The sequence below is a fragment of the Kribbella sp. NPDC004875 genome, from assembly GCF_042873375.1.
In the GTDB taxonomy this organism is placed as follows: Bacteria; Actinomycetota; Actinomycetes; order Propionibacteriales; family Kribbellaceae; genus Kribbella.
Map to the genome: position 1 here is coordinate 439919 of NZ_JBIALI010000002.1, position 26792 is coordinate 466710.

Annotated in this window: 26 protein-coding genes; 18 read left to right on the forward strand and 8 right to left on the reverse strand. The window is 70.2% G+C overall.

Features of this window, described 5'->3' with window-relative positions:
• The first annotated feature begins 46 nt into the window (after positions 1-46).
• Positions 47-1897, forward strand: coding sequence for a dihydroxy-acid dehydratase (ilvD, locus tag ACFYRH_RS13175; protein ID WP_387772931.1), 1851 nt, complete (start codon positions 47-49; stop codon positions 1895-1897).
• 128 nt (positions 1898-2025) lie between these two features.
• Here ilvD and ACFYRH_RS13180 read toward each other — a convergent pair whose 3' ends face one another.
• The 4 genes from ACFYRH_RS13180 to ACFYRH_RS13195 are packed head-to-tail and all read right to left on the reverse strand — an operon-like array spanning position 2026 to position 4160.
• Complete coding sequence (locus ACFYRH_RS13180; RefSeq protein ID WP_387772934.1) at positions 2026-2328, reverse strand: type II toxin-antitoxin system PemK/MazF family toxin; 303 nt, start codon at positions 2326-2328, stop codon at positions 2026-2028.
• Positions 2328-2564 (reverse strand): ribbon-helix-helix domain-containing protein, encoded by a 237-nt coding sequence (locus tag ACFYRH_RS13185; protein WP_387772937.1) that lies wholly within the window; start codon positions 2562-2564, stop codon positions 2328-2330. The genes ACFYRH_RS13180 and ACFYRH_RS13185 overlap by 1 nt, the downstream gene beginning before the upstream one ends.
• Positions 2565-2588: 24 nt before the next feature.
• Positions 2589-3428: an SDR family NAD(P)-dependent oxidoreductase gene (locus tag ACFYRH_RS13190; RefSeq protein ID WP_387772940.1), complete on the reverse strand. Its 840-nt coding sequence runs from the start codon at positions 3426-3428 to the stop codon at positions 2589-2591.
• A 60-nt stretch (positions 3429-3488) separates the two neighbouring features.
• Positions 3489-4160 (reverse strand): LON peptidase substrate-binding domain-containing protein, encoded by a 672-nt coding sequence (locus ACFYRH_RS13195; protein ID WP_387772943.1) that lies wholly within the window; start codon positions 4158-4160, stop codon positions 3489-3491.
• 101 nt (positions 4161-4261) lie between these two features.
• Here ACFYRH_RS13195 and hisD point away from each other — a divergent pair, with 101 nt between their 5' ends.
• The 4 genes from hisD to hisH are packed head-to-tail and all read left to right on the forward strand — an operon-like array spanning position 4262 to position 7936.
• The gene (gene hisD, locus ACFYRH_RS13200; protein ID WP_387772946.1) at positions 4262-5587 is read left to right on the forward strand and encodes a histidinol dehydrogenase; all 1326 of its coding nucleotides are present in this window, start codon (positions 4262-4264) and stop codon (positions 5585-5587) included.
• Entirely contained in the window at positions 5587-6705 is a 1119-nt protein-coding gene (locus ACFYRH_RS13205; protein WP_387772949.1) for a histidinol-phosphate transaminase, read from the forward strand. Before hisD ends, ACFYRH_RS13205 begins: the two co-directional genes overlap by 1 nt.
• Entirely contained in the window at positions 6702-7301 is a 600-nt protein-coding gene (hisB, locus tag ACFYRH_RS13210; RefSeq protein ID WP_387772952.1) for an imidazoleglycerol-phosphate dehydratase HisB, read from the forward strand. The genes ACFYRH_RS13205 and hisB overlap by 4 nt, the downstream gene beginning before the upstream one ends.
• Positions 7298-7936, forward strand: a complete 639-nt coding sequence (gene hisH / locus ACFYRH_RS13215; protein WP_387772955.1) for an imidazole glycerol phosphate synthase subunit HisH — start codon at positions 7298-7300, stop codon at positions 7934-7936. Before hisB ends, hisH begins: the two co-directional genes overlap by 4 nt.
• Positions 7937-7958: 22 nt before the next feature.
• Here hisH and ACFYRH_RS13220 read toward each other — a convergent pair whose 3' ends face one another.
• Positions 7959-9137 (reverse strand): cation:proton antiporter, encoded by a 1179-nt coding sequence (locus tag ACFYRH_RS13220; protein WP_387772958.1) that lies wholly within the window; start codon positions 9135-9137, stop codon positions 7959-7961.
• 154 nt (positions 9138-9291) lie between these two features.
• Here ACFYRH_RS13220 and ACFYRH_RS13225 point away from each other — a divergent pair, with 154 nt between their 5' ends.
• Positions 9292-10683, forward strand: a complete 1392-nt coding sequence (locus tag ACFYRH_RS13225; protein ID WP_387772961.1) for an alkaline phosphatase PhoX — start codon at positions 9292-9294, stop codon at positions 10681-10683.
• 1 nt (position 10684) lies between these two features.
• Here ACFYRH_RS13225 and ACFYRH_RS13230 read toward each other — a convergent pair whose 3' ends face one another.
• Both ACFYRH_RS13230 and ACFYRH_RS13235 read right to left on the reverse strand, forming a co-directional pair.
• Positions 10685-11092, reverse strand: coding sequence for a ferritin-like domain-containing protein (locus ACFYRH_RS13230; RefSeq protein WP_387772964.1), 408 nt, complete (start codon positions 11090-11092; stop codon positions 10685-10687).
• The gene (locus tag ACFYRH_RS13235; protein ID WP_387772967.1) at positions 11089-11661 is read right to left on the reverse strand and encodes a cell division protein FtsK; all 573 of its coding nucleotides are present in this window, start codon (positions 11659-11661) and stop codon (positions 11089-11091) included. The genes ACFYRH_RS13230 and ACFYRH_RS13235 overlap by 4 nt, the downstream gene beginning before the upstream one ends.
• A gap of 151 nt (positions 11662-11812) precedes the next feature.
• Here ACFYRH_RS13235 and rimP point away from each other — a divergent pair, with 151 nt between their 5' ends.
• The 8 genes from rimP to ACFYRH_RS13275 all read left to right on the forward strand — a co-directional run bounded on the left by rimP (position 11813) and on the right by ACFYRH_RS13275 (position 20450).
• Positions 11813-12361, forward strand: a complete 549-nt coding sequence (gene rimP / locus ACFYRH_RS13240; protein WP_387772970.1) for a ribosome maturation factor RimP — start codon at positions 11813-11815, stop codon at positions 12359-12361.
• A gap of 1 nt (position 12362) precedes the next feature.
• Positions 12363-13355 carry a transcription termination factor NusA gene (gene nusA / locus ACFYRH_RS13245; protein WP_387772973.1) on the forward strand — a complete coding sequence of 331 codons (993 nt, stop codon included), beginning with the start codon at positions 12363-12365 and terminating at the stop codon, positions 13353-13355.
• A gap of 51 nt (positions 13356-13406) precedes the next feature.
• Positions 13407-13697, forward strand: a complete 291-nt coding sequence (locus ACFYRH_RS13250; protein WP_387772976.1) for a YlxR family protein — start codon at positions 13407-13409, stop codon at positions 13695-13697.
• A 178-nt stretch (positions 13698-13875) separates the two neighbouring features.
• A complete protein-coding gene (infB, locus tag ACFYRH_RS13255; protein WP_387772979.1) occupies positions 13876-17058 on the forward strand; it encodes a translation initiation factor IF-2 in 3183 nt (1060 codons plus the stop codon).
• A 109-nt stretch (positions 17059-17167) separates the two neighbouring features.
• Complete coding sequence (gene rbfA / locus ACFYRH_RS13260) at positions 17168-17605, forward strand: 30S ribosome-binding factor RbfA (RefSeq protein ID WP_387772982.1); 438 nt, start codon at positions 17168-17170, stop codon at positions 17603-17605.
• 8 nt (positions 17606-17613) lie between these two features.
• Positions 17614-18504, forward strand: a complete 891-nt coding sequence (gene truB, locus ACFYRH_RS13265) for a tRNA pseudouridine(55) synthase TruB (RefSeq protein WP_387772984.1) — start codon at positions 17614-17616, stop codon at positions 18502-18504.
• A gap of 189 nt (positions 18505-18693) precedes the next feature.
• Positions 18694-19533 (forward strand): LLM class flavin-dependent oxidoreductase, encoded by an 840-nt coding sequence (locus ACFYRH_RS13270; RefSeq protein ID WP_387772987.1) that lies wholly within the window; start codon positions 18694-18696, stop codon positions 19531-19533.
• A 20-nt stretch (positions 19534-19553) separates the two neighbouring features.
• Positions 19554-20450: an NAD-dependent protein deacetylase gene (locus tag ACFYRH_RS13275; protein ID WP_387772990.1), complete on the forward strand. Its 897-nt coding sequence runs from the start codon at positions 19554-19556 to the stop codon at positions 20448-20450.
• 40 nt (positions 20451-20490) lie between these two features.
• Here the strand turns inward: ACFYRH_RS13275 and ACFYRH_RS13280 are convergent, their stop codons facing one another.
• Positions 20491-21498, reverse strand: a complete 1008-nt coding sequence (locus tag ACFYRH_RS13280; RefSeq protein WP_387772993.1) for an SGNH/GDSL hydrolase family protein — start codon at positions 21496-21498, stop codon at positions 20491-20493.
• A 119-nt stretch (positions 21499-21617) separates the two neighbouring features.
• Between ACFYRH_RS13280 and ACFYRH_RS13285 the strand changes: the two genes are divergently transcribed.
• The 4 genes from ACFYRH_RS13285 (at position 21618) to ACFYRH_RS13300 (ending at position 26781) form a co-directional block, all read left to right on the forward strand.
• Positions 21618-22589 (forward strand): bifunctional riboflavin kinase/FAD synthetase, encoded by a 972-nt coding sequence (locus ACFYRH_RS13285; protein WP_387772996.1) that lies wholly within the window; start codon positions 21618-21620, stop codon positions 22587-22589.
• A 116-nt stretch (positions 22590-22705) separates the two neighbouring features.
• On the forward strand, positions 22706-22978 hold the full coding sequence (gene rpsO, locus ACFYRH_RS13290; RefSeq protein ID WP_171670133.1) for a 30S ribosomal protein S15: 273 nt from the start codon (positions 22706-22708) through the stop codon (positions 22976-22978).
• Positions 22979-23254: 276 nt separating this feature from the next.
• Positions 23255-25471 carry a polyribonucleotide nucleotidyltransferase gene (locus tag ACFYRH_RS13295; protein WP_387775263.1) on the forward strand — a complete coding sequence of 739 codons (2217 nt, stop codon included), beginning with the start codon at positions 23255-23257 and terminating at the stop codon, positions 25469-25471.
• Positions 25468-26781 (forward strand): M16 family metallopeptidase, encoded by a 1314-nt coding sequence (locus tag ACFYRH_RS13300; protein WP_387772999.1) that lies wholly within the window; start codon positions 25468-25470, stop codon positions 26779-26781. Before ACFYRH_RS13295 ends, ACFYRH_RS13300 begins: the two co-directional genes overlap by 4 nt.
• Positions 26782-26792 lie beyond the last annotated feature (11 nt).

Here is a 26792-nt window from a genome sequence, read left to right on the forward strand (position 1 = left end):
CGTGGCAGTATCGAGAGATACGTACTAGCTGCGAGGAGATGTCGTCGTGCCTGCTCTGAGGTCCCGTACTGTCACCCACGGCCGCAACATGGCGGGCGCCCGCGCGCTCATGCAGGCCTCCGGGGTACTCCGGGAGGACTTCGGGAAGCCGATCATCGCGGTGGCGAACAGCTTCACCGAGTTCGTCCCCGGGCACACCCACCTCGCGCCGGTCGGCCGGATCGTCTCCGAGGCGATCCACGCGGCCGGCGGGATCGCGCGCGAGTTCAACACGATCGCCGTCGACGACGGGATCGCGATGGGGCACGGCGGGATGCTCTACAGCCTGCCGTCCCGCGACCTGATCGCCGACTCGGTCGAATACATGGTCGAGGCGCACTGCGCCGACGCGCTGGTCTGCATCTCGAACTGCGACAAGATCACCCCGGGCATGCTGATGGCCGCGCTCCGGCTGAACATCCCGACCGTGTTCGTCTCGGGCGGCCCGATGGAGGCCGGCCGGGCGACGCTCGTCGACGGCACCGTCCGCAAGCTGGACCTGATCGACGCGATGTCCGAGGCCGTCAACGAGAACGTCTCCGACGCCGACATCCTGCGGATCGAGGAGAACGCCTGCCCGACCTGTGGTTCGTGTTCGGGCATGTTCACCGCGAACTCGATGAACTGCCTGACCGAGGCGATCGGCCTCTCGCTGCCGGGCAACGGTTCGGTGCTCGCGACGCACACCGCCCGCCGCTCGCTGTACGAGAAGGCCGGCGAGACCGTCGTACAGATCACCAAGCGGTACTACGACAACGACGACGAGACCGTGCTGCCGCGGAACATCGCCTCGAAGGAAGCCTTCGGGAACGCGATGGCGCTGGACATCGCGATGGGCGGGTCGACGAACACGATCCTGCACCTGCTCGCGGCCGCGCAGGAGGCCGAGGTCGGCTTCGACCTGGACGACATCAACGCGGTGTCGCGCCGGGTCCCGTGCCTGGCCAAGGTCGCGCCGAACGTCGCGCCGCAGGGCACGTACTACATGGAGGACGTGCACCGCGCGGGTGGCATCCCGGCGATCCTCGGCGAGCTGCACCGCGCCGGCCTGCTGAACGAGAACGTGCACACCGTGCACAGCGACTCGATCGACGACTGGCTGAAGACCTGGGACGTCCGCGGCGGTTCGCCGTCGCCGGAGGCCGTCGAGTTGTGGCACGCCGCGCCGGGGTGCAAGCGGTCCGCGACCGCGTTCTCGCAGTCGGAGCGCTGGGACACCCTCGACACCGACGCCGCGAACGGCTGCATCCGCGACCGTGAGCACGCGTACTCGAAGGACGGCGGTCTCGGCGTACTGAAGGGCAACCTGGCCGTCGACGGGTGCGTCGTGAAGACGGCCGGTGTGGACGAGTCGATCTGGACGTTCGAGGGTCCCGCGGTGGTCTGCGAGTCGCAGGAAGAGGCCGTCGAGAAGATCCTCGCCAAGCAGGTCACGCCCGGCGATGTCGTCGTGATCCGCTACGAGGGCCCGAAGGGCGGCCCGGGCATGCAGGAGATGCTGTACCCGACCTCGTTCCTGAAGGGCCGCGGCCTGGGCAAGGTCTGCGCGCTGGTCACCGACGGTCGCTTCTCCGGCGGTACGTCGGGACTCTCGATCGGTCACGTCTCACCCGAGGCGGCGTCCGGCGGCACCATCGCTCTCGTCCAGGACGGCGACCGGATCAAGATCGACATCCCGAACCGCTCGATCGAACTGCTGGTCTCCGACGAGGAGCTGGCGGCCCGCGAGGCGGCACTGAACGGCGTCTACGCCCCGAAGAACCGCGAGCGCAAGGTCTCCAACGCCCTCAAGACCTACGCCGCCATGGCCACCAGCGCCGACAAGGGCGCAGTCCGCGACCTCAGCAAGCTCGGCTGACCTCCGGCCGCGGCGAGACCGCCGCGGTGCGTCCGTCCAACTCGAGCCGATATCCGTCCGAGTTGGGGGTTCTTCGCTGGTGTACGAGTGAAGAACCCCTAACTCGGACGGATATCCGCTCCAGTGGGCTAGAGCTCCAGGTCGAAGGCGAGGTTGATGGCTTCGGCGAGGGCTGGTTCCTGGTCGGGGTGGAGGTAGCCGATCAGGCGGCCGAGTTGGGCCTTCGGGATGGTCTGGATGTTGTCGCACGAGATCGCGCTGGTGTGGTCGAGGCCGTTGTCGGGGCCGACCAGGACTTCGGTGGACAGGCCGCGGATCGTGCTGGTGATCGGCGCGACCGTCACGTTGGTGAGGCGCGGGCGGATGAGTTCGCGCGTCAGCACCAGCACCGGCCGGGGTTTGTCCAGCCGGGCGATGTGCAGCGGGCGCATCAGTCGAGGTCGCTCAGCACCGTGCCGGCGGCGGCCGGCGCCAGGCCTTCGAGGTCGGGGTAGTCGCCGTGCGCGGACAGGATGGCCAGGTCGCGGGCGGCCAGCTCGCGACGGCGTTCACGTTCCATCGCCCGGGCGACCACGGACGCCCGGCTGGTCGCCTTGTCGGTGGCGACGAGTTCGTCCATGAAGTCGACGAGGTCGTCCGGCAACCGGACAGTGATCTGCTTACTCATACCAAAACCATACCGCCCCGGGATTCATTTCGGTAGCGTTGTCTGGCCCTCCAGTGTCTTCCACAGCCGCTCGGCCGCCGCCCGGTCCTGCGCCGCCGCCGACGGATCGGTACGGCGTTCGCGCGAGTAATAGAGCCCCGACTCGTCGGCGACGTCGGGGGAGGTGGCGAGCCAGACCATCGTCTCGGCGCCCTGTTCCGGCGTGCGGGCGAACGGTTTGGTCATCGCCATCATCAGCTTCATCAGCCGCCCGTTGTTCAGGTTGAACCCGGTCGCGACCAGACCGGGCTCGAACGTGTAGGTGTGGATCCCCGGCATCCGGCGCGCGAGTTCTCCGCTGAGCAGGATCAGGGCGAGCTTCGTCTCGCCGTACCGCCGCAGTGACCCGCCGGTCAGCTTCGCCGACGCGGAGAAGAAGCGCTCGCCGTCCAGGTCGTCGAAGTCGATGGCCTTCGCCTTCTCGTGCTCGTCCGACGCGGTCCCGATCACGCGGGCCCCGGGCACCAGCCGATCGGCGAGCAGCGTGGTGATCAGGTACGGCGCGACGACGTTCAGCGCCCACGTCAGCTCGATGCCTTCGGCCGAGACCTGGTGGCTCCCGTAGATCGCGCCCGCGTTGTTGATCAGTACGTCGATCATCGGCGCCCGGGCCGCGACGTCGTCGGCCATCGCGCGGATCGAGGCCTGTGAGGTCAGGTCCGCCTCGAAAACGTCCGCGCCGCCGAGCTCGCCGGCGACCTGCGCCGCCTTCGCGCCGTTCCGCGCGACCAGCCCGATCCGAGCACCCTGTTTCGCCAGCGCACGGGCACCCGCCAGCCCGATTCCGTTGGTGCCACCCGTGATGAGTACGTACCTGTCGTTCATCCCCCGGCTCCCTCCCTGGTCACCCCATCGCAGTGTAGAGACGGGTGCCGACCGGCGGGATCAGTTCGGGGAGAGCGCCGACCAGGAGATCAAGTCGGTGGCGGGGAGCGAGGGGAGTGCGGCGATCGCGGTCATCTCGCTGTCCATCAGGCCGACGAGCTGCGCCAGCCGGGTGGTGGTGTCCGCGGCTTCGAGGAGCTTCTGCCGGTCCGGGGTCATCAGCTTCATCGCGGCCGACATCAGGTAGGACAGCGTGCCCGGGTCGTCCGGCAGGTCGCCGATGTGCAGTCCGGGCCGGCTGATCTCGCTGACCGCCGCGGCATACTTCCGGAACCGTTCGACCGCGACCATCGCCGTACCCAGGGGGTCGTCGCCGCGTTCGTCGTCCAGCCATTCGACGTCCGCGACCAGGTAGTCGCCGCTGCCGTCGAGCTCGGTCACCTTGAACCGGCGGTTCCCGGTGAGTGTGACCTCGACCGGTCCGTCGTCGTCCGGGTCCAGCGTGATCTCGGAGATCGTGGCCGCGCAGCCGGTCCCGTACAGCGACCGGAAGACCCGCTCGCCCAGCTCGTACCCGTCCCGGACCGCGAGGGCGCCGCAGGCCAGCTCGCCCCCGTTCTCGACCAGGTCACGGACCACCGCTCGGCCCTGGACGTCGGTCACCGGAATCGGCAGCACCAGCCCGGGAAAGATCACCGTGTCGACAGTGAGCAACGGCAGGCGGGAGTCCATGTCGACGAGCGTAGTGGACGCGGGCGGAGATGACGCCCGGTGACTGGCCGCCCTGTGGATGCGGCGCGGGGCCGACGGGGTGTCACCACTAGACTGAGGCCATGATTCGCCGCGTCGACCTGCGGGGCCGAGTGGCGGCCGGAGAGGTGACCGACCTCCAAGCCGAAGTACCTGCCCTCGTTCCCCGAGCCGTGTTCGACGTCGAGAAGGCCCTCGACGTCGCCCGACCGATCTGCCTGGACGTCCGCCATCGCGGCCTCGAGGCGATCAGGGAGTACGGCGAGCGGTTCGACCATGTGCGCGTCGACGACATCCGGGTCCCGGCCGCGGCGCTGAAGACCGCGCTGGAGGAGCTCGACCCGGAGGTGCGCAGCGCCTTCGAGGAGTCGATCCGCCGGGTCCGCGAGGTCAGTCAGGACGAGCTCACCGCCGATGTCGCCTCCGAGCCCGCCCCCGGCGGCCGGGTGACGCAGCGGTTCGTCCCGGTGCAGCGCGTGGGGCTGTACGTTCCGGGCGGTCGCGCGCCGCTGGCGTCGTCGGTGCTGATGAACGTCGTACCGGCGCAGGTCGCCGGGGTGCCTTCGCTTGCCGTCGCATCGCCGCCGCAGAAGGAGTTCGGCGGTCTGCCGCACCCGACCGTGCTCGCCGTGTGCGCACTGCTCGGGATCGACGAGGTGTACGCGATGGGTGGCGCGCAGGCGATCGCCGGGTTCGCGTACGGCTTCGACGGGTGCAAGAAGGTCAACCTGATCACCGGTCCGGGCAACATCTTCGTGGTCGCCGCGAAGCGCTTCCTGCTGGGTGAGGTCGGCATCGACTCCGAGGCCGGCCCGACCGAGATCGCGGTCCTCGCCGACGACACGGCCGACCCGAAGCACGTCGCCGCCGACCTGATCAGCCAGGCTGAGCACGACCCGATGGCCGCCAGCGTGCTGGTCACGCCTTCGGAGACCTTGGCCGCCGCGGTCGAGGCCGAGCTGCCGGTCCAGGTCGCGCAAACCAAGCACCAGGACCGCGTCACCGAGGCGCTGTCCGGTCAGCAGTCGGCCGTCGTCCTGGTCGACGACCTCGACCAGGGCACCGCGTTCGTGGATGCCTACGCGGCCGAGCACCTGGAGATCCAGACCGCGGACGCCGAGGAGCGGGCCGGTCTGATCACCAACGCCGGTGCGATCTTCGTCGGCAGCTGGTCCCCGGTGTCCCTCGGCGACTACTGCGCGGGTTCCAACCACGTGCTCCCGACCGCGGGCTGCGCCTGCCACTCGTCCGGTCTGTCCGTGCGCAGCTTCCTCAAGGCCGTGCACGTCGTGAACTACACCCGCGACGCGCTGCACCAGGTCGCCGGTCACGTGGTCACGATGGCGCACGCCGAGGATCTTCCCGCCCACGGCGCCGCGGTGTCGGCCCGATTCCCCGAGGAGGGCTGATGGGCCGCTTCGACGGGTTGCCGATCCGCGAGGAGCTGAAGAGCTTCGAGCCGTACGGCGCCCCGCAGCTCGACGTCCCGGTGCTGCTCAATGTCAACGAGAACCCGTACCCGGCCAGCGAGGCGACCGTCGCGGACATCGCGGCGGCGGTCACCGAGGCCGCCCGCGGCATGAACCGGTACCCGGACCGCGAGTTCCTCGGTCTGCGCGCCGACCTCGCGGCGTACCTGGCCCGGGAGTCCGGCGCGCAGTTGGAGCCCGAGCAGATCTGGGCGGCCAACGGATCCAACGAGGTGATGCTGCACATCCTGCAGGCCTTCGGCGGCCCCGGTCGTACGGCGTTGTCCTTCGCGCCGACGTACTCGATGTATCCGGAGTACGCGCGGGACACGAACACCGCCTGGGTCACCGGCCGGCGCGCCGAGGACTTCACGCTGGACCGGAGCAAGGCGATCGCCGCGATCTCCCGGCACCGCCCGTCGGTCGTGCTGCTCGCCTCGCCGAACAACCCGACCGGGACGGCGCTCCCGATCGACGTCACCGAGGCGATCGTCGCGCAGGCCGCGGCGCTCGGTTCGGTCGTCGTGGTCGACGAGGCGTACGCCGAGTTCCGCCGCGCCGGGACCCCGAGTGCGGTGTCCCTGTTGCCGGCGTACCCGAACCTCGCCGTCGCGCGGACGATGTCGAAGGCGTTCGCGATGGCCGGTGGCCGGGTCGGATACCTTGCCGCGAGCAAGCAGTTCGTGGACGCCCTGCGGATCGTCCGGCTGCCGTACCACCTGTCCGCGGTCACACAGGCGACCGCCCGTGCGGCCCTGCGGCACTCGGACGAGCTGCTCGGCCGGGTCGAGCAGTTGCGCATCGAGCGCGACGAGACCGTCGACTGGCTGCGGTCGCTGGGGCTGCGCGCCGTCGACTCGGACGCGAACTTCGTCCTGTTCGGCACGTTCGCCGACCGGCACGCGGTCTGGCAGGCGTTGCTGGACGACGGCGTCCTGATCCGCGAGACCGGGCCGGCCGGCTGGCTGCGGGTTTCGATCGGCACCGGCGAGGAGATGGCCGCGTTCCGCGCTTCGCTGGAGCGGATCCTCAAGACAGACACGGGAAGGCTGATATGAGCCGTACGGCGCGGATCGACCGCGAGACGAGTGAGTCCAAGGTTCTCGTCGAGCTGAATGTCGACGGCGAGGGCCGGGCCGACATCTCAACTGGCGTCGGGTTCTACGACCACATGCTCAACGCGCTCGCCAAGCACGCGCTGCTCGACCTGCACGTCAACACGGTCGGCGATCTGGAGATCGACGCGCACCACACCGTCGAGGACACCGCGATCGGCATCGGGCAGGCGCTGCGCGAGGCGTTGGGTGACAAGCGCGGCATCCGGCGCTTCGGCGACGCGACCGTCCCGCTGGACGAGGCGCTCGTGCACTGCACGGTCGACCTGTCCGGCCGGCCGTACTGCGTGCACACCGGCGAACCCGAGGGCCAGGTGTACGCGATCATCGGCGGCGACTACGCCGGTTCGCTGACCCAGCACGTGTTCGAGACGCTCGCGTTCAACGCCGCGATCTGCATCCACATCCGGGTGCTGTCCGGTCGTGACCCGCACCACATCGTCGAGGCGCAGTTCAAGGCGTTCGCCCGAGCGCTCCGGGCGGCCGCCGAGCTCGACCCGCGGCAGCCCGGCATCCCGTCGACCAAGGGCGCCCTGTGAAGAAGGTCGTCCTGCTCGACTACGGCTCCGGCAACATCAGGTCGGGGGAGCGGGCGCTGCAACGCGTCGGCGCGGACGTCACGGTCACGGCCGACTTCGACGCGGCGATGAACGCCGACGGTCTGCTGGTGCCCGGCGTCGGCGCCTTCGAGGCCTGTATGACAGGTCTGAAAGCGGTCCGTGGCGACGTGATCGTCGACCGCCGGCTGACCGGCGGTCGCCCGGTGCTGGGTATCTGTGTCGGCATGCAGATCCTGTTCGCCCGTGGCATCGAGCACGGCGTCGAGACCGAGGGCTGCGATCAGTGGCCCGGCACCGTCGAGCGGCTCCAGCCGGAGACGGGTGAGCCGGTTCCGCACATGGGCTGGAACACGATCGACGTACCGTCCGGCAGCAAGCTGTTCGAGGGCATCGACAAGGAGCGCTTCTACTTCGTGCACTCGTACGGCGTCCGCGCGTGGGAGCTCGCCAACACCCGGGCGTCGGTCACGCCGGCCGTCACCTGGACGACGTACGGCGGGGACCGCTTCGTCGCGGCGGTGGAGAACGGCCCGCTGAGCGCCACGCAGTTCCACCCGGAGAAGTCCGGTGACGCCGGCGCCGCCTTGCTGGAGAACTGGGTCCGCTCGCTCTGACCGTGACGCAGTGCCGGGCTCGTCATCGACCGCGACGAGCCCGGTTCCGATGGTCGACCGAGACGGCGAGCGAGGGGTACACCAGCACCGACAGGGCACCTGCGCCGACCAGCGCGGCGGCGTTCTCGGGCAGCATCTTGCCGGTCTCGAGCCCGATCGTGGTGAGCGCGACGAGCACCGGCAGCGCCGTCGACACGATGAAGACGAGCTCGAACCGGCGCGCCCACGGGAGTGCGTTCCGGTACACCAGCAGCGTCGGCAATCCGCGGACAATCAGCAGCAGGAAGAAGAACAGGAACAGTCGCGCCGGAGCCTTCGCGATCGACTCCACGGCGAGCCCCATGCCCGACGAGACGAAGAAGATCGGGATGAAGAAGCCGTAGCCGATCGTGTCCAGCTTGCGTTCGAGGCCCTGGATGTTGCCGGGCGCCCAGTGCCGCAGGACGACGCCCGCGACGAACGCGCCGAGGACCACGTCGAGCCCGAAGTCACTGGCGACCACGAGGAGCAGCAGCAACAGGGCGATCGTCCACCGCAGCGTCAACTGCGAGGTCGCGTCCTCGCCCTCCGAGAGGATCCGGGAGATCCGGCGACCGCGCACCAACCGGGGCAGCGCCACGGCCAGCAGTAGCGCGAACAGGCCCATCCCGACCAGCGAGAAGAGCCCGACGAAACGCCCGTACGACCCGAGCAGGATCGCGATCGCCACCACGGGCAGAAACTCGCCGACCGCGCCCGCGGCGAGGACGTAGGGGGCGAACCGGCCGCGCAGCATGTCGTTGTCCCGCAGGATCGGCAGCAGCGTCCCGAGGGCGGTCGTGGTCAGGCCGAGCGCGACCGGCAGGAACGCCCGTACGACACCAAGCGCCGCGAGCCCTCCGACGACCGCGGCGGCCAGCGCCGCCGAGACCAGCCACCCGGTGACGGCGAGGCCGCCGGCCCGCTGCCTGAACAGCGACAGCTCGAGCTCGTAGCCGGCGAGCAGGAACAGGAATCCGAGGCCGACGTTCGAGAGCAGCGCGATGCTGTCCGGATCGGCCAGCCCGAGGACGTGCGGGCCGACGATGACACCGCCGACCAGGAGCACGACCACCTGCGGGACCCGGAGCCGACCGAGCAACCCGACCACGACCGGGGCCACGGCCGCCACCAGCGTGACCACGAAGAGGCTGGTCAGTCCCGACCCGAGTTCGCTGCCCATCCCATCAGCCTGACCACGTCGCGGTACGCCGGTCCTCCCTCAGATCGGACGATCGTTGCGGTACTTCCTGACACGCGTTCACTTGCTGATGGTCAGTTGTTTACCGTACGTTCACTGCTCACCACTGCTTGTCATCGAGTCAGGAGGCCGCCCCATGTCCATTCCTTTGTCGAGGCGTCAGTTCGTCGGTCGAGCGGCCGCGGCCGGGGTCGCGGTGAGCGTGGCCGGATCGGTCGACGCGCTCTACACCGCGCAGCCGGCCCTCGGTACGTCGGGACCGGCGATCGGGTACGGCCCGCTGATCGAGGACCCGAACGGCATGCTCGACCTGCCCCGCGGGTTCAGCTACCGGATCCTGTCCCGGGAGGGCACGGTCCGGCCCGACGGGCTGCAGACGCCGAGCCGGTTCGACGGGATGGGTGTGTTCCCGGACCGGGACGGCGGGAGCCGGCTCGTCCGCAACCACGAGTGCAGCCCGACCTCGAAGATCAAGGTCGTCGCGCCCGCCGAGCGCACCTACGACCCGGCCGCCGCCGGCGGCACCAGCACGCTCGCGGTGGACCGGCACAACGCGACCACGAAGGAGCTCGTCAGCCTCGGCGGTACGGCGATCAACTGCTCCGGCGGCCACACGCCCTGGCGTACCTGGCTGACCTGCGAGGAGACCGAACTCAAGGCCGGCGAGAGCGGCTATACCAAGGACCACGGCTTCATCTTCGAGGTCGACCCGTACGACGACCGCCGCAACGTGAACCCGGTGGCGCTGACCGCGATGGGCCGCTTCCAGCACGAGGCGGTCGCGATCGACCCGCGGACCGGGATCGTCTACGAGACCGAGGACGCGTTCGTCGCGCCGCTCGGCGGGTTCTACCGCTTCCTGCCGAACCGTCCGCGCGGCGGCTGGGGCGCGCTCCGGGCCGGCGGCGAGCTCCAGGCCATGCACATCCCGGACCTGCCGGACCTGTCCGTCGTCCAGGAGGCCGGGGCCGAATTCCACGACGTGCAGTGGGTGCCGGTGCCGGACCCGCTCGCGAAGACCGAGTCGGTCCGGGCGCAGGACTACGCCAAACCGATCACCGGCGGCTACAAGCTCGAGGGCTGCTGGTGGGGCGACCTGGATCGCTGCGTGTACTTCGTCTCGTCGTTCGCCCGCACCGAGCTCGGACCGAAGGTCGACCACGACGGCCAGGTCTGGAAGCTCGACCCGCGGAAGCGGACGCTGCGCCTCGAGGTGATCTTCACCCGGCCGAAGCCCGGCTCCGACGACCCCGAGTTCGACGCCCCGGACAACATCACGATGTCGCCCTACGGCGGTCTGATGATGTGCGAGGACGGGCTCGGGGAGCAGCACATCCTCGGTACCACCGCGACCGGCGAGGTGTTCAAGTTCGCCCGCAACCGGGTGAACATCGGTACGCCGGCCGACCCGTCGTACGGCGAACTCTCGGGCGTCGGCTTCGCGGCGGACGGCCGGACGATGTTCTTCAACGTCTACAACCCCGGGATCACCTACGCGATCACGGGTCCGTGGCGGCGCCGCCGGTGAACTAGGCGCCGGGGAAGGCGAGCGGAGCGCCACCCCAGGCGAGCTGCGCGGTCGCGGATCCGAGCAGGCTCTCGACCGCGAACGCCCGGACCGCGGGTTGTTCGGCGGCCTCGACCAGGTCGCCGTACACCGCCGCGATCCGGCGCTCGATCAGCAGCACCAGCGCGGTCGCGGTCGCGGTGTTCGTCACGGCCTGCGGCAGGTCGTACGCCGCTTCGGCCGCGACCGGGGTCTCGCCGGCGGCGACCAGCAGCGCGCTCAGCTTGTCGCGGTTGTCGCGATGCTGCTCGAAGGTGTCGGTGGCGTCGCGGAACCGGGCACCGGTCAGCTTGCCGCCGGCGACGCCGACGCCGTACATCGCGGCGTGCTCACCGGCCAGGGCGGCCTGCAGGGCTTCGACCTGGTTCACGACGCCGCCTTCTTCTTGTTCTTGGGTGCCAGGGTGGAGCCGAGCTGGGTCTCGGCGGCGGCGATCGTCGCCAGCAACCGGGCCGGAGCGCCGCTCAGCCTGCCGGCCGCGGCCGCGTGGGCGGTCGCGGCGAGCTTCTCCTGCTGGGCGAGCGCCGCCAGCGCGGCCGCCGAGGACGCGGGCACTTTCGGCGCCTGGACGGCCTTCGCGGCCACCCCCTGGGTCTCCTTCAGCTTCGCGAGATGACTCACGTGGTACTTCGCTCCGGCGGCGAGCTGGGCCCGCAGCGCGGGGAACTTCCGGCCCAGGGTTGCGTAGTACTGGGACAATTGAGTCACCTGGGTCGCCGCCGTACTGAGCGCAGCGACGACCGCGGGGTCGACCGTCGGCGTCTCCTCGGCCGGTCCCTGCGACGACGAGGGCGATCCGTTCACGGCACCCGGCGTACCGGACCCCGCGGCGGGATCGTCCTTGCAGCCGGCCAGCGCGACCGCGCCGGGCACGAGGGCGGCGGTCACGACGACGGAGCGTCGGGTCAGCACTCGACGGGGGAGGCGGCGTTCAGGCACGGCGGAACGATACCCGGTGACGCGCCGACATCCGGTCCGGGACGAGCCGGTGACCCGGATCGGCGTACCGGCCGGATAGGGTGGGCTACTGCCCTTGGCGCGATGGTCAGGGGTGGAACGGGTGCACAACTGGAGAGAGGCAGGTCAACCTGTGAGCCGAAAGCCGAATCCCACGGGCCACACGGACACCACGAGCCTCGAGAACTTCCTGCGGCCGATCGTCGAGCAGTTCGGCTGCGATCTGGAGGCCGCGGACATCGCGCCGGCCGGCCGCCGCCGGTTGCTGCGCGTCCTGGTCGACCGCGACGGCGGGATCAACCTGGACGACGTCGCCGATGTCACCAGGGCCATCTCCAAGGCCCTCGACACCGACGACATCATGGGCGAGGGCGCGTACACGCTGGAGGTCTCGAGCCCCGGCGTGGACCGGCCGCTCACCCTGCCCCGGCACTGGCGGCGCAACACCAACCGGCTGGTCGCGGTCACGCTGACCGCCGGCGGGAAGCTCACCGGCCGGATCAAGTCCGCCTCCGACGAGGCGGCCGAACTGGACGTCGACGGCAAGCGGCAGACCGTCGCGTACGCCGACGTGGCCAAGGCCAAGGTCCAGATCGAGTTCAACCGGGCTGCCGGCAACGACACTGAGCCATCTTCTTTAGGTGGAGAAACACCTGCCGACGGCACGGTGGAGGAGAACTGACATGGACATCGACATGGCCGTGCTGCGGTCACTGGAACGGGAGAAGGACATCTCCCTGGACGTGGTCGTCGAGGCGATCGAGCAGGCGCTGCTGGTCGCGTACCACCGCACCGAGGGCGCCCAGCAGCACGCCCGCGCCGAGCTGGACCGCAAGACCGGACACGTGACCGTCTACGCCCGCGAGCTCGCCGAGGACGGCACGGTGGCCCGGGAGTACGACGACACTCCCGCCGACTTCGGCCGGATCGCCGCCACCACGGCCAAGCAGATCATCCTGCAGCGGCTCCGCGACGCCGAGGACGAGGTCCGGTACGGCGAGTTCTCGGGTAAGGAGGGCGACATCGTCTCCGGTGTCGTCCAGCAGGGCCGCGACCCGCGCTCGGTGATGGTGGACCTCGGCAAGATCGAGGCCGTGCTGCCGGCGCCCGAGCAGGTGCCGGGGGAGAAGTACGAGCACGGCTCCCGGCTCCGGGTGTACGTCGTCGGCGTCCGCAAGGGCTTCAAGGGTCCGCAGATCACCGTCAGCCGGACGCACCCGAACCTGGTGAAGAAGCTGTTCGCGCTGGAGGTCCCGGAGATCGCCGACGGAACGGTCGAGATCACCGCGATCGCCCGTGAGGCTGGTCACCGGACCAAGATCGCGGTCCGGACGCTGAACCCGTCGGTGAACGGCAAGGGCGCCTGCATCGGGCCGATGGGCCAGCGGGTGCGGAACATCATGCACGAGCTGCACGGTGAGAAGATCGACATCATCGACCACAGCGACGATCCGGCCACCTTCGTCGGGAATGCGCTGTCCCCGGCGCAGGTTACGTCTGTGGAGGTCGTCGACGCCGCGGCACGCGCCGCGCGGGTCGTCGTCCCCGACTACCAGCTCTCGCTGGCGATCGGCAAGGAGGGGCAGAACGCCCGCCTCGCCGCGCGGCTCACCGGGTGGCGGATCGACATCCGGCCGGATACCGATGTGACTCGGGATGGCGAGCAGGTAGACTGAGTGCTCGGTCGGTCGACTGAGTCGCAACCACACCCTGAGGATCACCTGACAGTGACGGCGGACGCGCGCCCTGGACTGAGTTCATCTCACCCCCGGGAGCGCACCTGCATCGGGTGCCGGAAGCGATCCGGTCCGGCTGACCTGCTGCGGATGACGGTTTCTGGCGGTCTCGTACTGCCGGATCCCGATCGTCGGGCACCCGGCCGTGGGGCGCACCTGCACCCGGCGACCGAATGCTTCGACCTCGCCGTCCGGCGCAAGGCGTTCCCCCGGGCCTTCCGGCTCTCGGGTCCGCTCGACGTGACCGGGCTGCGGGACTACGTCGCGCAGCGTGATAAGTAAGAAGTAACCAATGGCAGCCTCCGGGCTGCCCACGACGGTTCAGACCGTGCCGTCGTGACGACTTGAAGGCGGGTCATCGACTCATGACCACTCGATGAGTGTCTACCGATGAGTGCAAAGCGATGAGCACGTACGTCAACTAACGGTCCGCGCCCAGGCTCGGACCAGAGGGAGAGTAGTGGCAAAGGTCCGGGTCTACGAGCTCGCGAAGGAGCTCGGAGTTACCAGCAAGGTCGTTCTGACCAGACTGAACGACATGGGCGAGTTCGTCCGGTCGGCATCCTCGACGATCGAGGCACCTGTCGTCCGGCGACTGGCGGAGGATTTCGAGAAGAACCCGCCGAAGAAGCGCACGGCCAAGAAGGCCGCTGCCAGCACGTCTGCCGCGCCGCAGGCGACCGCACCGGTCGCACCCGCGGCGCCGAAGCCGGCCCAGCCGGCGACCCCGAAGGCTCCTGCCGAGCGTCCCGCGCCGGCTGCTGAGCCGACCCCGGCCCCGGTGGCCGAGTCCGCGCCTGCCCCGGCCGCTCCGGCGACCCCGGCGGCGACGGCTCCGGTGACCGAGCCGGCTCCGGCGAAGGCCGCTCCGGCGCCGGGTGCCAGGCCGGGCCCGCGTCCGGGCCCGAAGCCGGGTCCGCGTCCCGAGCCGACCCCGGCCGAGTCCGCTCCGGCTGCTTCGGCCCCGGCGGCTCCGGCCCCCGAGGCTCCGGCTCCGGCGACCCCGTCGTTCGAGGCCCCGGCGGCCAAGGCGGCCCCCGAGTCCCCGGCCGCGTCGGCTCCGGCCCCCGCGCCGCGCCGTACCGGTGGCGACAGCTCCGTCCGTCCGGGTCCGCGTCCGGGCGCTCCGCGTCCGGGTGGTTCCCAGGGTGGCGGCGGTGGCCGTCCGGGTCCGGGTGGACAGGGCTCCGGCCCGCGTCCGGGTGCGCCCCGTCCGGGTGCTCCGCGTCCCGGCGCTCCGCGTCCGGGCGGTTCCCAGGGCGGCGGTCCGCGTCCGGGTGCGCCGCGTCCGGGCAACAACCCGTTCAGCTCGACCCAGGGCATGCAGCGTGGTGGCCGCCCGGGTCCGGGCGGCGGCGGTAACGACCGGCCTGCTCCGAGCCCGGCCGGAATGGCGCCGCGGCCTCCGCAGAACCGTCAGGGTGGCGGTGCCGGTGGCGGTAGCGACCGTCCGCGCTCGAGCGGCGTGCCGGGCGCTCCGCGCCCGAACCCGGCGATGATGCCGAAGTCCTCGGCGGGCACCTTCACCGGTCGCCCCGGTGGCGGCTCCGGTGGTCCTGGCGGTGGCGGTCGTGGCCGTCCCGGCGGCGGTCCCGGTGCCGGTCCGCGCGGTGGCGGCGGCGGTGGCGGCGGCTTCCGTCCCGGTGGCGGCGGCCCGAGCGGTCCGCCCGGTGGCGGCGGTGGCCGTCCGGGTCCGGGCAACCGTGGCCGTGGCGGAACGCAGGGTGCCTTCGGGCGTCCGGGCGGTCCGGCGCGCCGTGGCCGCAAGTCGAAGCGGGCCAAGCGCCAGGAATTCGACAACATGCAGGCTCCGGCCGTCGGCGGCGTGCGCGTCAAGCACGGTGACGGCGAGGTCGTGCGGCTGCCTCGTGGTGCCTCGCTGACGGACTTCGCCGAGAAGGTCGGAGTCGACCCGGCGTCGCTGGTCCAGGTGCTGTTCCACCTCGGTGAAATGGTGACCGCGACCCAGTCGGTGAACGAGGAGACGCTGGAGCTGCTCGGGACCGAGCTGAACTACGACGTCCAGATCGTCTCGCCGGAGGACGAGGACCGCGAGCTGCTGCAGTCGTTCGACATCGACTTCGGTGCCGACGAGGGCGACGAGAGCGACCTCGCGCCGCGGCCGCCGGTGGTGACCGTGATGGGTCACGTCGACCACGGTAAGACGAAGCTGCTGGACGCGATCCGGATGGCGAACGTCCAGGCCAAGGAAGCCGGCGGGATCACCCAGCACATCGGTGCGTACCAGGTGACCACCGAGGTGGACGGCCAGGAGCGGGCGATCACCTTCGTCGACACCCCGGGTCACGAGGCGTTCACCGCCATGCGTGCCCGTGGTGCGCAGGCCACCGACATCGTGATCCTGGTGGTCGCGGCCGACGACGGCGTGATGCCGCAGACGATCGAGGCGCTGAACCACGCCCGTGCGGCGGGTGTCCCGATCGTGGTCGCGGTCAACAAGATCGACGTCCCGGCGGCGGACCCGGCCAAGGTGCGCGGTCAGCTGACCGAGTACGGCCTGGTGCCCGAGGAGTACGGCGGCGACACGATGTTCGTCGACGTCTCGGCGAAGTCCCGGATCAACATCGACGGCCTGCTCGAGGGCGTCGTACTGACCGCGGACGCGGCGCTGGACCTGCGGGCGAACCCGAACATGCACGCCGAGGGCATCGCGATCGAGGCGAACCTCGACAAGGGCCGTGGTCCGGTGGCGACCGTGCTGGTGCAGCGCGGCACGCTCCGGGTCGGCGACTCGATGGTGGTCGGTCCGGCGTACGGCCGGGTCCGGGCCATGCTCGACGAGCACGGCGAGCCCGTGGAGGAGGCGACTCCATCGCGTCCGGTGCTGGTCCTCGGTCTGACCGCCGTGCCGGGTGCCGGTGACAAGTTCCTGGTCGTCGACGACGACCGGCGGGCCCGGCAGATCGCCGAGAAGCGGGAAGCCCGCGCCCGGGCGGCTGCGAACGCCAAGCGTCGCGCCCGCCGTACCCTCGAGGACTTCATGGCCTCGATGGAGAAGGGCGAGAGCCAGGAGCTGTTGCTGATCCTCAAGGGCGACGTGTCCGGTTCGGTCGAGGCACTGGAAGACGCCTTGGTCCGGATCGAGGTCGGCGACGAGGTCAACCTGCGGATCATCGACCGCGGTGTCGGTGCGATCAACGAGAACGACGTCAACCTGGCCATCGCGTCGAACGCCGTCATCATCGGCTTCAACGTGCGGCCGGCGGGCAAGGCCGGAGACCTGGCCGAGCGCGAGGGCGTGGATGTCCGGTACTACTCGGTCATCTACTCGGCGATCGACGACATCGAGGCCGCCCTGAAGGGCATGCTCAAGCCGATCTACGAGGAGGTCACTCTCGGCCAGGCGGAGATCCGCGAGATCTTCCGCTCCTCGAAGGTGGGCAACATCGCCGGTTGCTGGGTGACCAGTGGCCTGATCCGCCGCAACGCCAAGGTCCGGTTGATCCGGGACGGCGCGGTGGTCGTCGACAACACCGAGCTGTCGTCGCTGAAGAGGTTCAAGGACGACGCGTCCGAGGTCCGCGAGGGCTTCGAGTGCGGTCTGACCATCAACAACTTCAACGACATCAAGATCGGCGACGTGGTCGAGGCGTTCGAGCTCCGCGAGAAGCCGCGCAGCTGACAGTGCCATGACAGGCAGGCGGTGACCCGGCCCCGGGTCACCGAGGAGTAGCGTCCGGAGAGACCACGGTCTCTCCGGACGTTGTTCATGAATGAGGGAGTGAGCCCTGATGGGTGAAGCAAGGGCGAAGCAGCTGGCCGACCGGATCCAGGTGCTCGTCGCGGAGCTGCTCGAGCGCCGGGTCAAGGACCCGCGGCTGGGGTTCGTCACGGTGACGGACGCCCGGCTGACCGGCGACCTGCGCGAGGCCAGCGTCTTCTACACGGTGTACGGCGACGAGCAGGCGCGGGCGAACACCGCCGCGGCGCTGGAGTCGGCGAAGGGCCTGATCCGCAGCGAGGTCGGCAAGGCCCTCGGCCTGCGGCACACGCCGAGCGTCGAGTTCTTCCTGGACGCCGTACCGGAGACCGCCGGTCACATCGAGGAACTGCTGGAGAAGGCGCGGATCGCCGACGCCGAGGTCGCCAAGAGCGCGTCAGGCGCGAAGCCGGCCGGTGACGCGGACCCGTACAAGCACAAGGCCGACGACGAGGACGAGCAGGACTGAGTACTGCGTTGAGCCTCGACTTCACCTCGACGTCCGACGGGATCGTCGTCGTCGACAAACCGGCCGGCCTGACCTCGCACACCGTCGTCGCCCGGATCCGCCGACTGGCCGGCACCCGCAAGGTCGGGCACGCCGGCACGCTGGACCCGATGGCGACCGGTGTCCTGGTCGTCGGCCTGAACCGGGCCACCCGGCTGCTGGGCCATCTCCAGCTCGCCGACAAGTCGTACGACGCGACGATCCGGCTCGGTGCCACGACGACGACCGACGACGCCGAGGGCGAGATCGTGTCGACCGCACCGGTCGACGGCGTGACCGTGGAGGCGATCTCGGCCGCGGTGGCCGGCTTCCGCGGCGAGATCTCGCAGGTGCCGTCCAAGGTGTCGGCGATCAAGGTCGACGGCCGGCGGGCGTACGAACGGGTGCGCGCGGGGGAGGAGGTCGCGCTGAAGGCCCGCGCGGTGACCGTGTCGCGGTACGACATCCTCGACGTCCGGGCGGAGGCCGACGGGATCGCCGTCGACGTGACCGTCGACTGCTCGAGCGGGACCTACATCCGCGCGTTGGCCCGTGACCTGGGCGCTGAACTGGGCGTCGGCGGTCACCTCACGGCGCTGCGCCGTACCCGGGTGGGGGCGTTCGATCTCAAGGTCGCGCACACGCTGGAGTCGCTCGCGGAGTCGTTCGACTGGCTCCCGATCGCGGACGTTGCCGGCGGCACCTTCCCGAGGTACGACGCCGACGACGCGCAGGCCGCCGCGATCCGGACCGGCCGGCCGTTGCCGGGGCTCAACCTGGTGCCCGGGCAGACCGCGATGTTCGCTCCCGACGGCACCTTCCTGGCCCTCTACGAACCCCACGGCCCGCTCGCGAAACCCACCGCCGTCTTCGTCGCCTGACGGCTGTTTGAGGGGCCGGCCCCTCAAACGGTGGGTCGGCACCCCGTATTTCGCCTCCGCTACCCACCGCTTCAGGGGTCGGCCCCTCAAACGGCGGGCGCTTCGTACGGCGGGTGCGGGCGGCGGGTGCGCGGGCAGTGGGTGTGTGGGCGGCGAAAGGTGTCGGTGGGGCGGCGTAGCGTCACGGGCATGAGATACGGGTTCGTGATGGCGTACGGCGATGCTCGCGACGCGGCCGAGCTGGCCCCGCTCGCGGAAGCCAACGGCTGGGACGGGTTCTTCGTCTGGGAGTCGATCTGGGGGATCGACGCCTGGGTGATGCTCGGGGCCGCGGCGATGACCACCGAGCGGATCCGGCTCGGGACGATGCTCACCCCGCTCCCGCGGCGAAAACCGTGGGACGTCGCGGGGCAGGTCTCGACCGTCGACAACCTGAGCGGCGGCCGGGTGATTCTCTCGGTCGGGCTCGGGGTGACGGGCGACGACCGGTTCTGGCTGTTCGAGCAGGATCCGGGCCGAAAGGTCCGTGCCGAGCTGATGGACGAGTCGCTGGAGATGCTGCCGTTCCTCTGGCGTGACGAGCCGTTCGAGTTCGCCGGCAAGCACTACCAGGCCAAGAAGGTCGCCGAGCTGAACCCACCGGCGCCACCGCCGCCGGTGCAGCAGCCACGCGTGCCGACCTGGGTGGTGGGCGGCTGGCCGCGACCGAAGTCGATGCGCCGCTCCGCGCTGCAGGACGGCTGGCTGCCGGCGGCCGTCGGCGCCGAGCTGACCCCCGAGCTGCTGACGCAGGGTGTCGAGTGGATCCGCAAGGAACGCGCCGAGCACGGTCTCACCATGGACGGGTACGACGTGGTTGCCGAGGGCACGACGGCGGCCGACGACGCGAAGGCAGCCGAAGCGGTCCGCCCGTGGGCCGACGCCGGCGCCACCTGGTGGATCGACGCCGACTGGTCCTCGATGGATCGGGCGGTCACCCGGCAGAACGCCGAACGCCGCCTCGCAGCAGGTCCACCCCGCGTCGATTGACCCGCACGTACTCTGGAGAGGTGCGTTCTCGTCCGACGTTGGAATGGGCCCCGAGCCCGGAGGTGCTGGCGTTGGAGCCGGGGTCGACCGATATCGGCCCGATCGCGGAGACGCTCGCCGCGGGGAAGGTCGTCGTACTGAGCGGCGCCGGGATCTCCACCGAGTCCGGCATCCCCGACTACCGCGGCGAGACCGGCAGCCTGCGCACGCACACCCCGATGACGTACGGCGATTTCGTGGCCGGCGAGACCGGCCGCCAGCGGTACTGGGCCCGCAGCCACCTCGGCTGGCGCACGATCGCCCGCGCGGCCCCGAACGACGGCCACCGCGCGGTCGCCGCCCTGCAGGCCCGCGGCCACCTGAGCGGCGTGATCACCCAGAACGTCGACGGCCTGCACCAGGCCGCCGGCGCCCGCGACGTGATCGAGCTGCACGGCAACCTGGACCGCGTCATCTGCCTGGACTGCGGTACGACGTCAGCTCGCGAAACCCTCGACCAGCGCCTCCGCGAAGCCAACCAGGCGTTCGCCGCCGAGGCGACCAGGATCAACCCGGACGGCGACGTCGAACTCCCGGACGACGTCGTCCGCACGTTCGTCGTCGTCCCGTGCACCGTCTGCGGTGGCGTCCTCAAACCCGACGTCGTGTACTTCGGCGAGAACGTCCCGAAGAGCCGCGTCGAGCGCTGCTACTCGCTCGTCGACGAGGCGAACGCGGTCCTGGTGCTCGGTTCGTCGCTGACCGTGATGTCCGGCTTCCGCTTCGTCCGGTACGCCGCGAAGGCCGGCACACCGGTGCTGATCATCAACCAGGGCCTGACCCGCGGCGATCCTTACGCGACGTACCGGGTGAACCTGCCGCTCGGGCAGGCGCTGACCGAAGTACTCAGAGAAACCACCAGGCCGAGCCACGCGTGAGGTGGCCCGGCCCGGAGTCCGCGGTACGGATTGGAAAGGGTCAGCGTTGCGCGCTGGTCCGTACGCGGTTCAGGGAGGCCACGTGGGCCTGTTGGGGTGACACAGCTGCCTGCTTGGCCAGCGCCCGCGCCTGCGAGGCCCAGGTGGCCTGCTCGGCGGCGGTGACGACCGCCGGCTGTCCGGTCAGCGTCTTGTAGCTGAGGGCGGTCATACCTGCCTCGCCCTCGTAGCGCGGGTGGTAGTTGAAGGCGCGGAGCAGGTCGACGTCCTTGCCCTGGATCCACGCCTGCCCGTCCGGTGCGCAGGCATCGTGCCCGGTCGACGGTCCGAAGGTGTCGACGTACGTCGCTCCGCCCGCGGCCGCCGCGTTGGAGACGGCTGTGTTCAGCGCCTCCTCGATCGAGTACAGGTAGGTGTAGTCGCCGTCGGCGAACGGCAGCACCGACGGGCAGGTGCCGTGCTCGGGCGCGATCTTCGGGTAACCCAGGAGCAGGATCTCGGCCTTCGGCGACCGGGCCTTGATGCCCTGGACGACGATCGCGATCCGGGTCTGGGTCTGGGCGATCTTCGCCCGCAGCGTGTCCTCGCCGTTGACCGTGAAGTGCGCCTTGCACGGCGCGCCGGTCGGGTCCGAGGACCGCAGCTTCGGGCACGTGTCGATGATGCTGCCGAACACCCCGAAGTCGTTGCCGCCGATCCCGACCGTGACCAGGTCGGTGTCCGGGGTCAGGGCGTCGAACTGCGGCGCCGCCGTACCGAGCAGGGTGCTCTGCGGCTGCGTCATGTTGGTCGTGTCCGCGCCGCCGCAGCTCACGTCGGTGAGGTGCCGAACGTGCAGCTTCGCCGCCAGCTGCTTGGGGTAGTTGTTGTACGACCGGAAGCAGCCCAGCGACAGCACCTCGGGCAGCGGGACGAACGGGGCGGCCGTGTAGGAGTCGCCGAGTGCCACGTACCTCTCGAAACGCGGAGTCGCCGCGGCGTGGGCGGCAGGCATGCCGGCCAGCAGCGCGAGCGCCGCGCAGGCGGCGGCAAGACGGCGTAACTTCACGAGACCTCCCCAGGCTCACCAGATGCGCGGCCCACCCTAAGTTGAGTCACCGTGCGATTACAAGGGGTGATCGTGGACCTGATGCGCGGTTCATCGCCGGGACATGGAATCCTGCTGCCATGCGTGTCTGGCACGGAGTGGACCAGGTGAGCCCGGATTTCGGGCCGACGGTCGTCACCATCGGCAACTTCGACGGCGTCCACCGCGGTCACCAGCAGGTGCTCGCGCACGCCCGCGCGCGGGCGGCCGAGCTCGGCGGACTGCCGGTCGTCGCACTGACCTTCGACCCGCACCCGATGCGGGTCCTGCGGCCGGATCACGCGCCGCTGATGCTCAGCGGGCCCGAGCAGCGCGCCGAACTGCTCGGCGCGCACGGCGCGGACGCGGTGCTGATCCTGCCGTTCACCAAGGAGGTGTCGGGCTGGTCGCCGGAGGAGTTCATCGAGCGCGTCCTGGTGAACGCCCTGCACGCCAAGGCGATCGTCGTCGGCGAGAACTTCCGCTTCGGCCACAAGGCGGCCGGGCACGTCGACACGCTCGTCGAGGCGGGTACGCGGTACGGCTTCCAGGTCGAAGGGCTGAGCCTGGCGGGTGACGAGCAGCCGTGGTCGTCGACGTACGTGCGGCAGCGGCTCGCCGACGGTGACGTCGAGGCCGCCGCGGAGGCCCTCGGGCGGCCGCTGCGGGTGACCGGCGTGGTCGTCGAGGGGGACAAACGCGGCCGCGAGCTGGGGTACCCGACCGCGAACCTGCCGGCCGACCCGGGTGCCGCGGTCCCGCAGGACGGCGTGTACGCCGGGTGGCTGACCGTACTCACCCCGGCGCCGGGAGGTCCGGCGTACCCGGATCCGCTGCCCGCGGCGATCAGCGTCGGCAGCAACCCGACCTTCGACGGTCTGGACCGCCGGGTGGAGTCGTACGTGCTGGACCGTGACGACCTCGAGCTGTACGGCGCCACGGTGGCGGTCGACTTCGTCGCGCGGCTGCGGGGCACCCAGATCCGGTTCGACAGCATCGACGAGCTGCTGGTGCAGATGAAGGCCGACGTCGACGGCGCGCGCCGCATCCTCGGCGCCCGAGCGGCTGATTAGGGTGACGCGTCCACGGACTGATACGCTGGCTGCTGCCGTCTGAACGGCCGCGGACAGAGAGTGCTCGGGTGAAGAATGCCCCGGTGCGCCGCGCAACGGAAATCGAGAGGACACCTGTGTCAGCTGTTGACGCTGCTACGAAGAAGAAGATCATGGGCGAGTACGCCCTGACCGAGGGCGACACCGGGTCCCCCGAGGTCCAGGTCGCGCTGCTGACCCACCGGATCAGCCACCTGACCGAGCACCTCAAGGAGCACAAGCACGACCACCACAGCCGTCGTGGCCTGCTGCTCCTCGTCGGCCAGCGCCGCCGGCTGCTGAACTACCTGGCGAAGAAGGACATCAACCGCTACCGGTCCCTGATCGAGCGGCTCGGCCTCCGCCGATGACGTCGCGAGGAGCGGCCCCCCGAAACCTGGGTGGCCGCTCCTGGCGTATCCACGCCCAGTAGCGTGGAACCCGACAACTGAATACGTAGAACGACGTACAAGGCGATCGCGAAGCGCGTTGCGGGAGGACGACCGGTCCTCGGTAGTGGCTTTCGGGTACAGGTAGCACCGAACCCGCGGGCCTCGATCGAAGACCGGCACCCCGGAAGCTCGCGCCTCGCAGTCGTCGACACTGTGAGAGAGGGGTATCCCGTGACGGGATCCACCGGTACGCCCATGGAGGGCACCGAATTCGCCGAAGCCGTGATCGACAACGGTAGTTTCGGCACCCGCACCATCCGCTTCGAGACGGGCCGTCTGGCCCAGCAGGCCGCCGGCTCCGCCGCGGCCTACCTCGACGGCGACACGATGGTGCTGTCGGCCACCACGGCCAGCAAGAAGCCCAAGGACCAGTTCGACTTCTTCCCGTTGACGGTCGACGTCGAGGAGCGGATGTACGCCGCGGGCCGGATCCCCGGCTCGTTCTTCCGCCGCGAGGGCCGGCCCTCGGAAGAGGCCATCCTGACCTGCCGGCTGATCGACCGCCCGCTGCGGCCGTCGTTCGTCTCCGGCCTGCGGAACGAGATCCAGGTCGTCATCACGGTCCTGGCACTGAACCCGGACAAGCTGTACGACGTGCTCGCGATCAACGCGGCCTCGATGTCGACCCAGCTGGCCGGCCTGCCGTTCTCCGGCCCGATCGGCGGCGTCCGCGTCGCGCTGATCGAGGGCCAGTGGGTGGCGTTCCCGACCCACACCGAGCTCGAGGACGCGGTCTTCGACATGGTGGTCGCGGGCCGGGTGACCGAGACCGGTGACGTCGCGATCATGATGGTCGAGGCCGAGTCCACCCCGGGCACCTTCGAGAAGGTGGCCGCCGGTACCCAGGCGCCGACCGAGGAGATCGTGGCCGAGGGCCTCGAGGCCTCCAAGGCGTTCATCAAGACGCTGGTCGAGGCGCAGGCCGACCTGGCCGCGCGGGCCGCGAAGCCGACCGGCGAGTTCCCGGTCTTCCCGGACTACGCCGACGACGCGTTCGCCGCGGTCGAGGCCGCCGCGTCCGAGGAGCTGGCGCAGGCGCTGACCATCGCCGGCAAGCACGAGCGCGAGGACGCCACCGACGCGGTCAAGGCCGCCACGGTGGACAAGCTGGCCGCCGACTTCGAGGGCCGCGAGAAGGAGCTGTCCGCAGCGTTCCGCTCGCTGACCAAGAAGCTGGTCCGGCAGCGCGTACTCAAGGAGAAGGTCCGCATCGACGGCCGCGGGCTGGCCGACATCCGGCCGCTCAAGGCGCAGGTGCGGGTGCTCCCGCGCGTGCACGGTTCGGCGCTGTTCGAGCGCGGCGAGACCCAGATCCTGGGTGTCACCACGCTGAACATGCTGCGGATGGAGCAGCAGCTGGACACGCTCTCCCCGGAGACGCGCAAGCGCTACATGCACAACTACAACTTCCCGCCGTACTCGACCGGTGAGACCGGCCGGGTGGGTTCGCCGAAGCGCCGCGAGATCGGTCACGGCGCGCTCGCCGAGCGGGCCCTGGTGCCGGTGCTGCCGTCCCGCGAGGACTTCCCGTACGCGCTGCGTCAGGTGTCCGAGGCGCTCGGCTCGAACGGTTCCACCTCGATGGGTTCGGTCTGCGCCTCGACGCTGTCGCTGCTGAGCGCCGGTGTGCCGCTGAAGGCCCCGGTCGCCGGTATCGCGATGGGTCTGATCTCCGGTGAGGTCGACGGTGAGACGCAGTACGTCGCGCTGACCGACATCCTCGGCGCCGAGGACGCGTTCGGCGACATGGACTTCAAGGTCGCCGGGACGAAGGACTTCGTCACCGCCCTGCAGCTGGACACCAAGCTGGACGGCATCCCGGCGAGCGTGCTCGCGGGTGCGCTGACCCAGGCCAAGGACGCCCGCCTGACGATCCTCGACGTGATGGCCAAGGCCATCGACGCGCCGGGTGAGATGAGCGAGTTCGCGCCGCGGGTCATCTCGGTGAAGGTCCCGGTCGACAAGATCGGCGAGGTCATCGGCCCGAAGGGCAAGATGATCAACCAGATCACCGAGGACACCGGCGCCGACATCTCGATCGAGGACGACGGCACGGTGTACATCGGCGCGACCGACGGCCCGTCGGCCGAGGCCGCCCGGGCCGCGATCAACGCGATCGCGAACCCGACCATGCCGGAGAAGGGCGAGCGCTACCTGGGCACAGTCGTGAAGACGACCAACTTCGGTGCGTTCATCAGCCTGCTGCCGGGCAAGGACGGCCTGCTGCACATCTCGAAGCTGCGTCCGCTGGCCGGTGGCAAGCGCGTCGAGGCGGTCGAGGACGTGCTGTCGGTCGGCCAGAAGCTGCAGGTCGAGATCGCCGAGATCGACGACCGCGGCAAGCTGTCGCTGATCCCGGTCATCGAGGGCGAGGACAAGAAGGCCGACGACAAGGCCGAAGCCGCCGAGTGACTCGAGCGACCACCAGCACACTGCTGAGCCCGGAGGCGGGCGGTCCGGTGAAACGGACCGTCCTGCCCTCCGGGCTTCGTGTGCTCTCCCAATCCGTCCCCGGCTTCCGATCGGTCACGTTCGGAGTCTGGGTCGGCGTCGGCTCCCGGGACGAACCGGAGCAGCTGGCCGGCGCCACGCACTTCCTCGAACACCTGCTGTTCAAGGGCACCGAGCGCCGCGACGCGCTGGAGATCTCCGCCGCGATCGACGCGGTCGGCGGCGAGATGAACGCGTTCACCGGCAAGGAGTACACCTGCTACTACGCGCGGGTGCTGGACTCCGACCTCCCGCTCGCGGTCGACGTCATCTGCGACATGATCACCTCCGCGACGCTGACGCCCGCGGACGTGGAGAGTGAACGCGACGTCATCGACGAAGAGATCGCGATGCACGCCGACGAGACGTCGGACCACATCCACGACCTGTTCGCCGAGCAGCTCTGGGGCAAGTCACCGCTCGGCCGGTCGATCACCGGTACGCCGGAATCGGTCGCCGGACTGTCCCGCCGGCAGGTCGTCGGCTGGTACCGGCGCCGCTACAAGCCCTCGAACATCGTCGTCTCGGTGGCGGGCAACGTCGACCACGCCGACATGGTCCGCCTGGTCCGCAAGGCGTTCGAGCGGCATTGGGTGACGACCGAGGCCGAGCCCGCGCTGGTCCGTAGCGGTGCCGCCAAGCGGGTTCCGACGTACGGCGGGGTGCGGGTGCACCACCGTGACGTCGAGCAGGCGCACCTGGTGCTGGGGATGCCGGGGCTGATCCGCAACGACGACCGGCGGTACGTGGCCGGCGTACTGCACGGCATCGTCGGCGGCGGGATGTCGTCGCGGCTGTTCCAGGAGGTGCGCGAGAAGCGTGGCCTGGCGTACTCGGTGTTCACGTTCGGCTCGGCGTACGCCGACTCCGGGATGGTCGGCGTGTACGCCGGCTGTCTGCCGAAGAAGGCGCCCGAGGTCCTGGACGTGATCCGCGGCGAGCTCGAAGCGATTGCCGGCGGCAACATCACGCCGGAGGAACTGCTCCGCGGCAAGGGGCAGATGCGCGGCTCGGTCGTGATGGGCCTGGAGGACACCGGCGCCAAGATGACCCGGATCGCCAAGGCCGAACTGGTCTACGGCGAACTCCCGACCGTCGACGAGATCCTGCACCGCATCGACGCGGTCACCCTCGACGACGTCACCCAACTCGCCGGCGAGCTCTACGCCGGCACCCCCGCCCTCACCGTCATGGGCCCCTTCGACGAAGACACCACCGCCTTCGACGGCTGATCCGGTGCTGC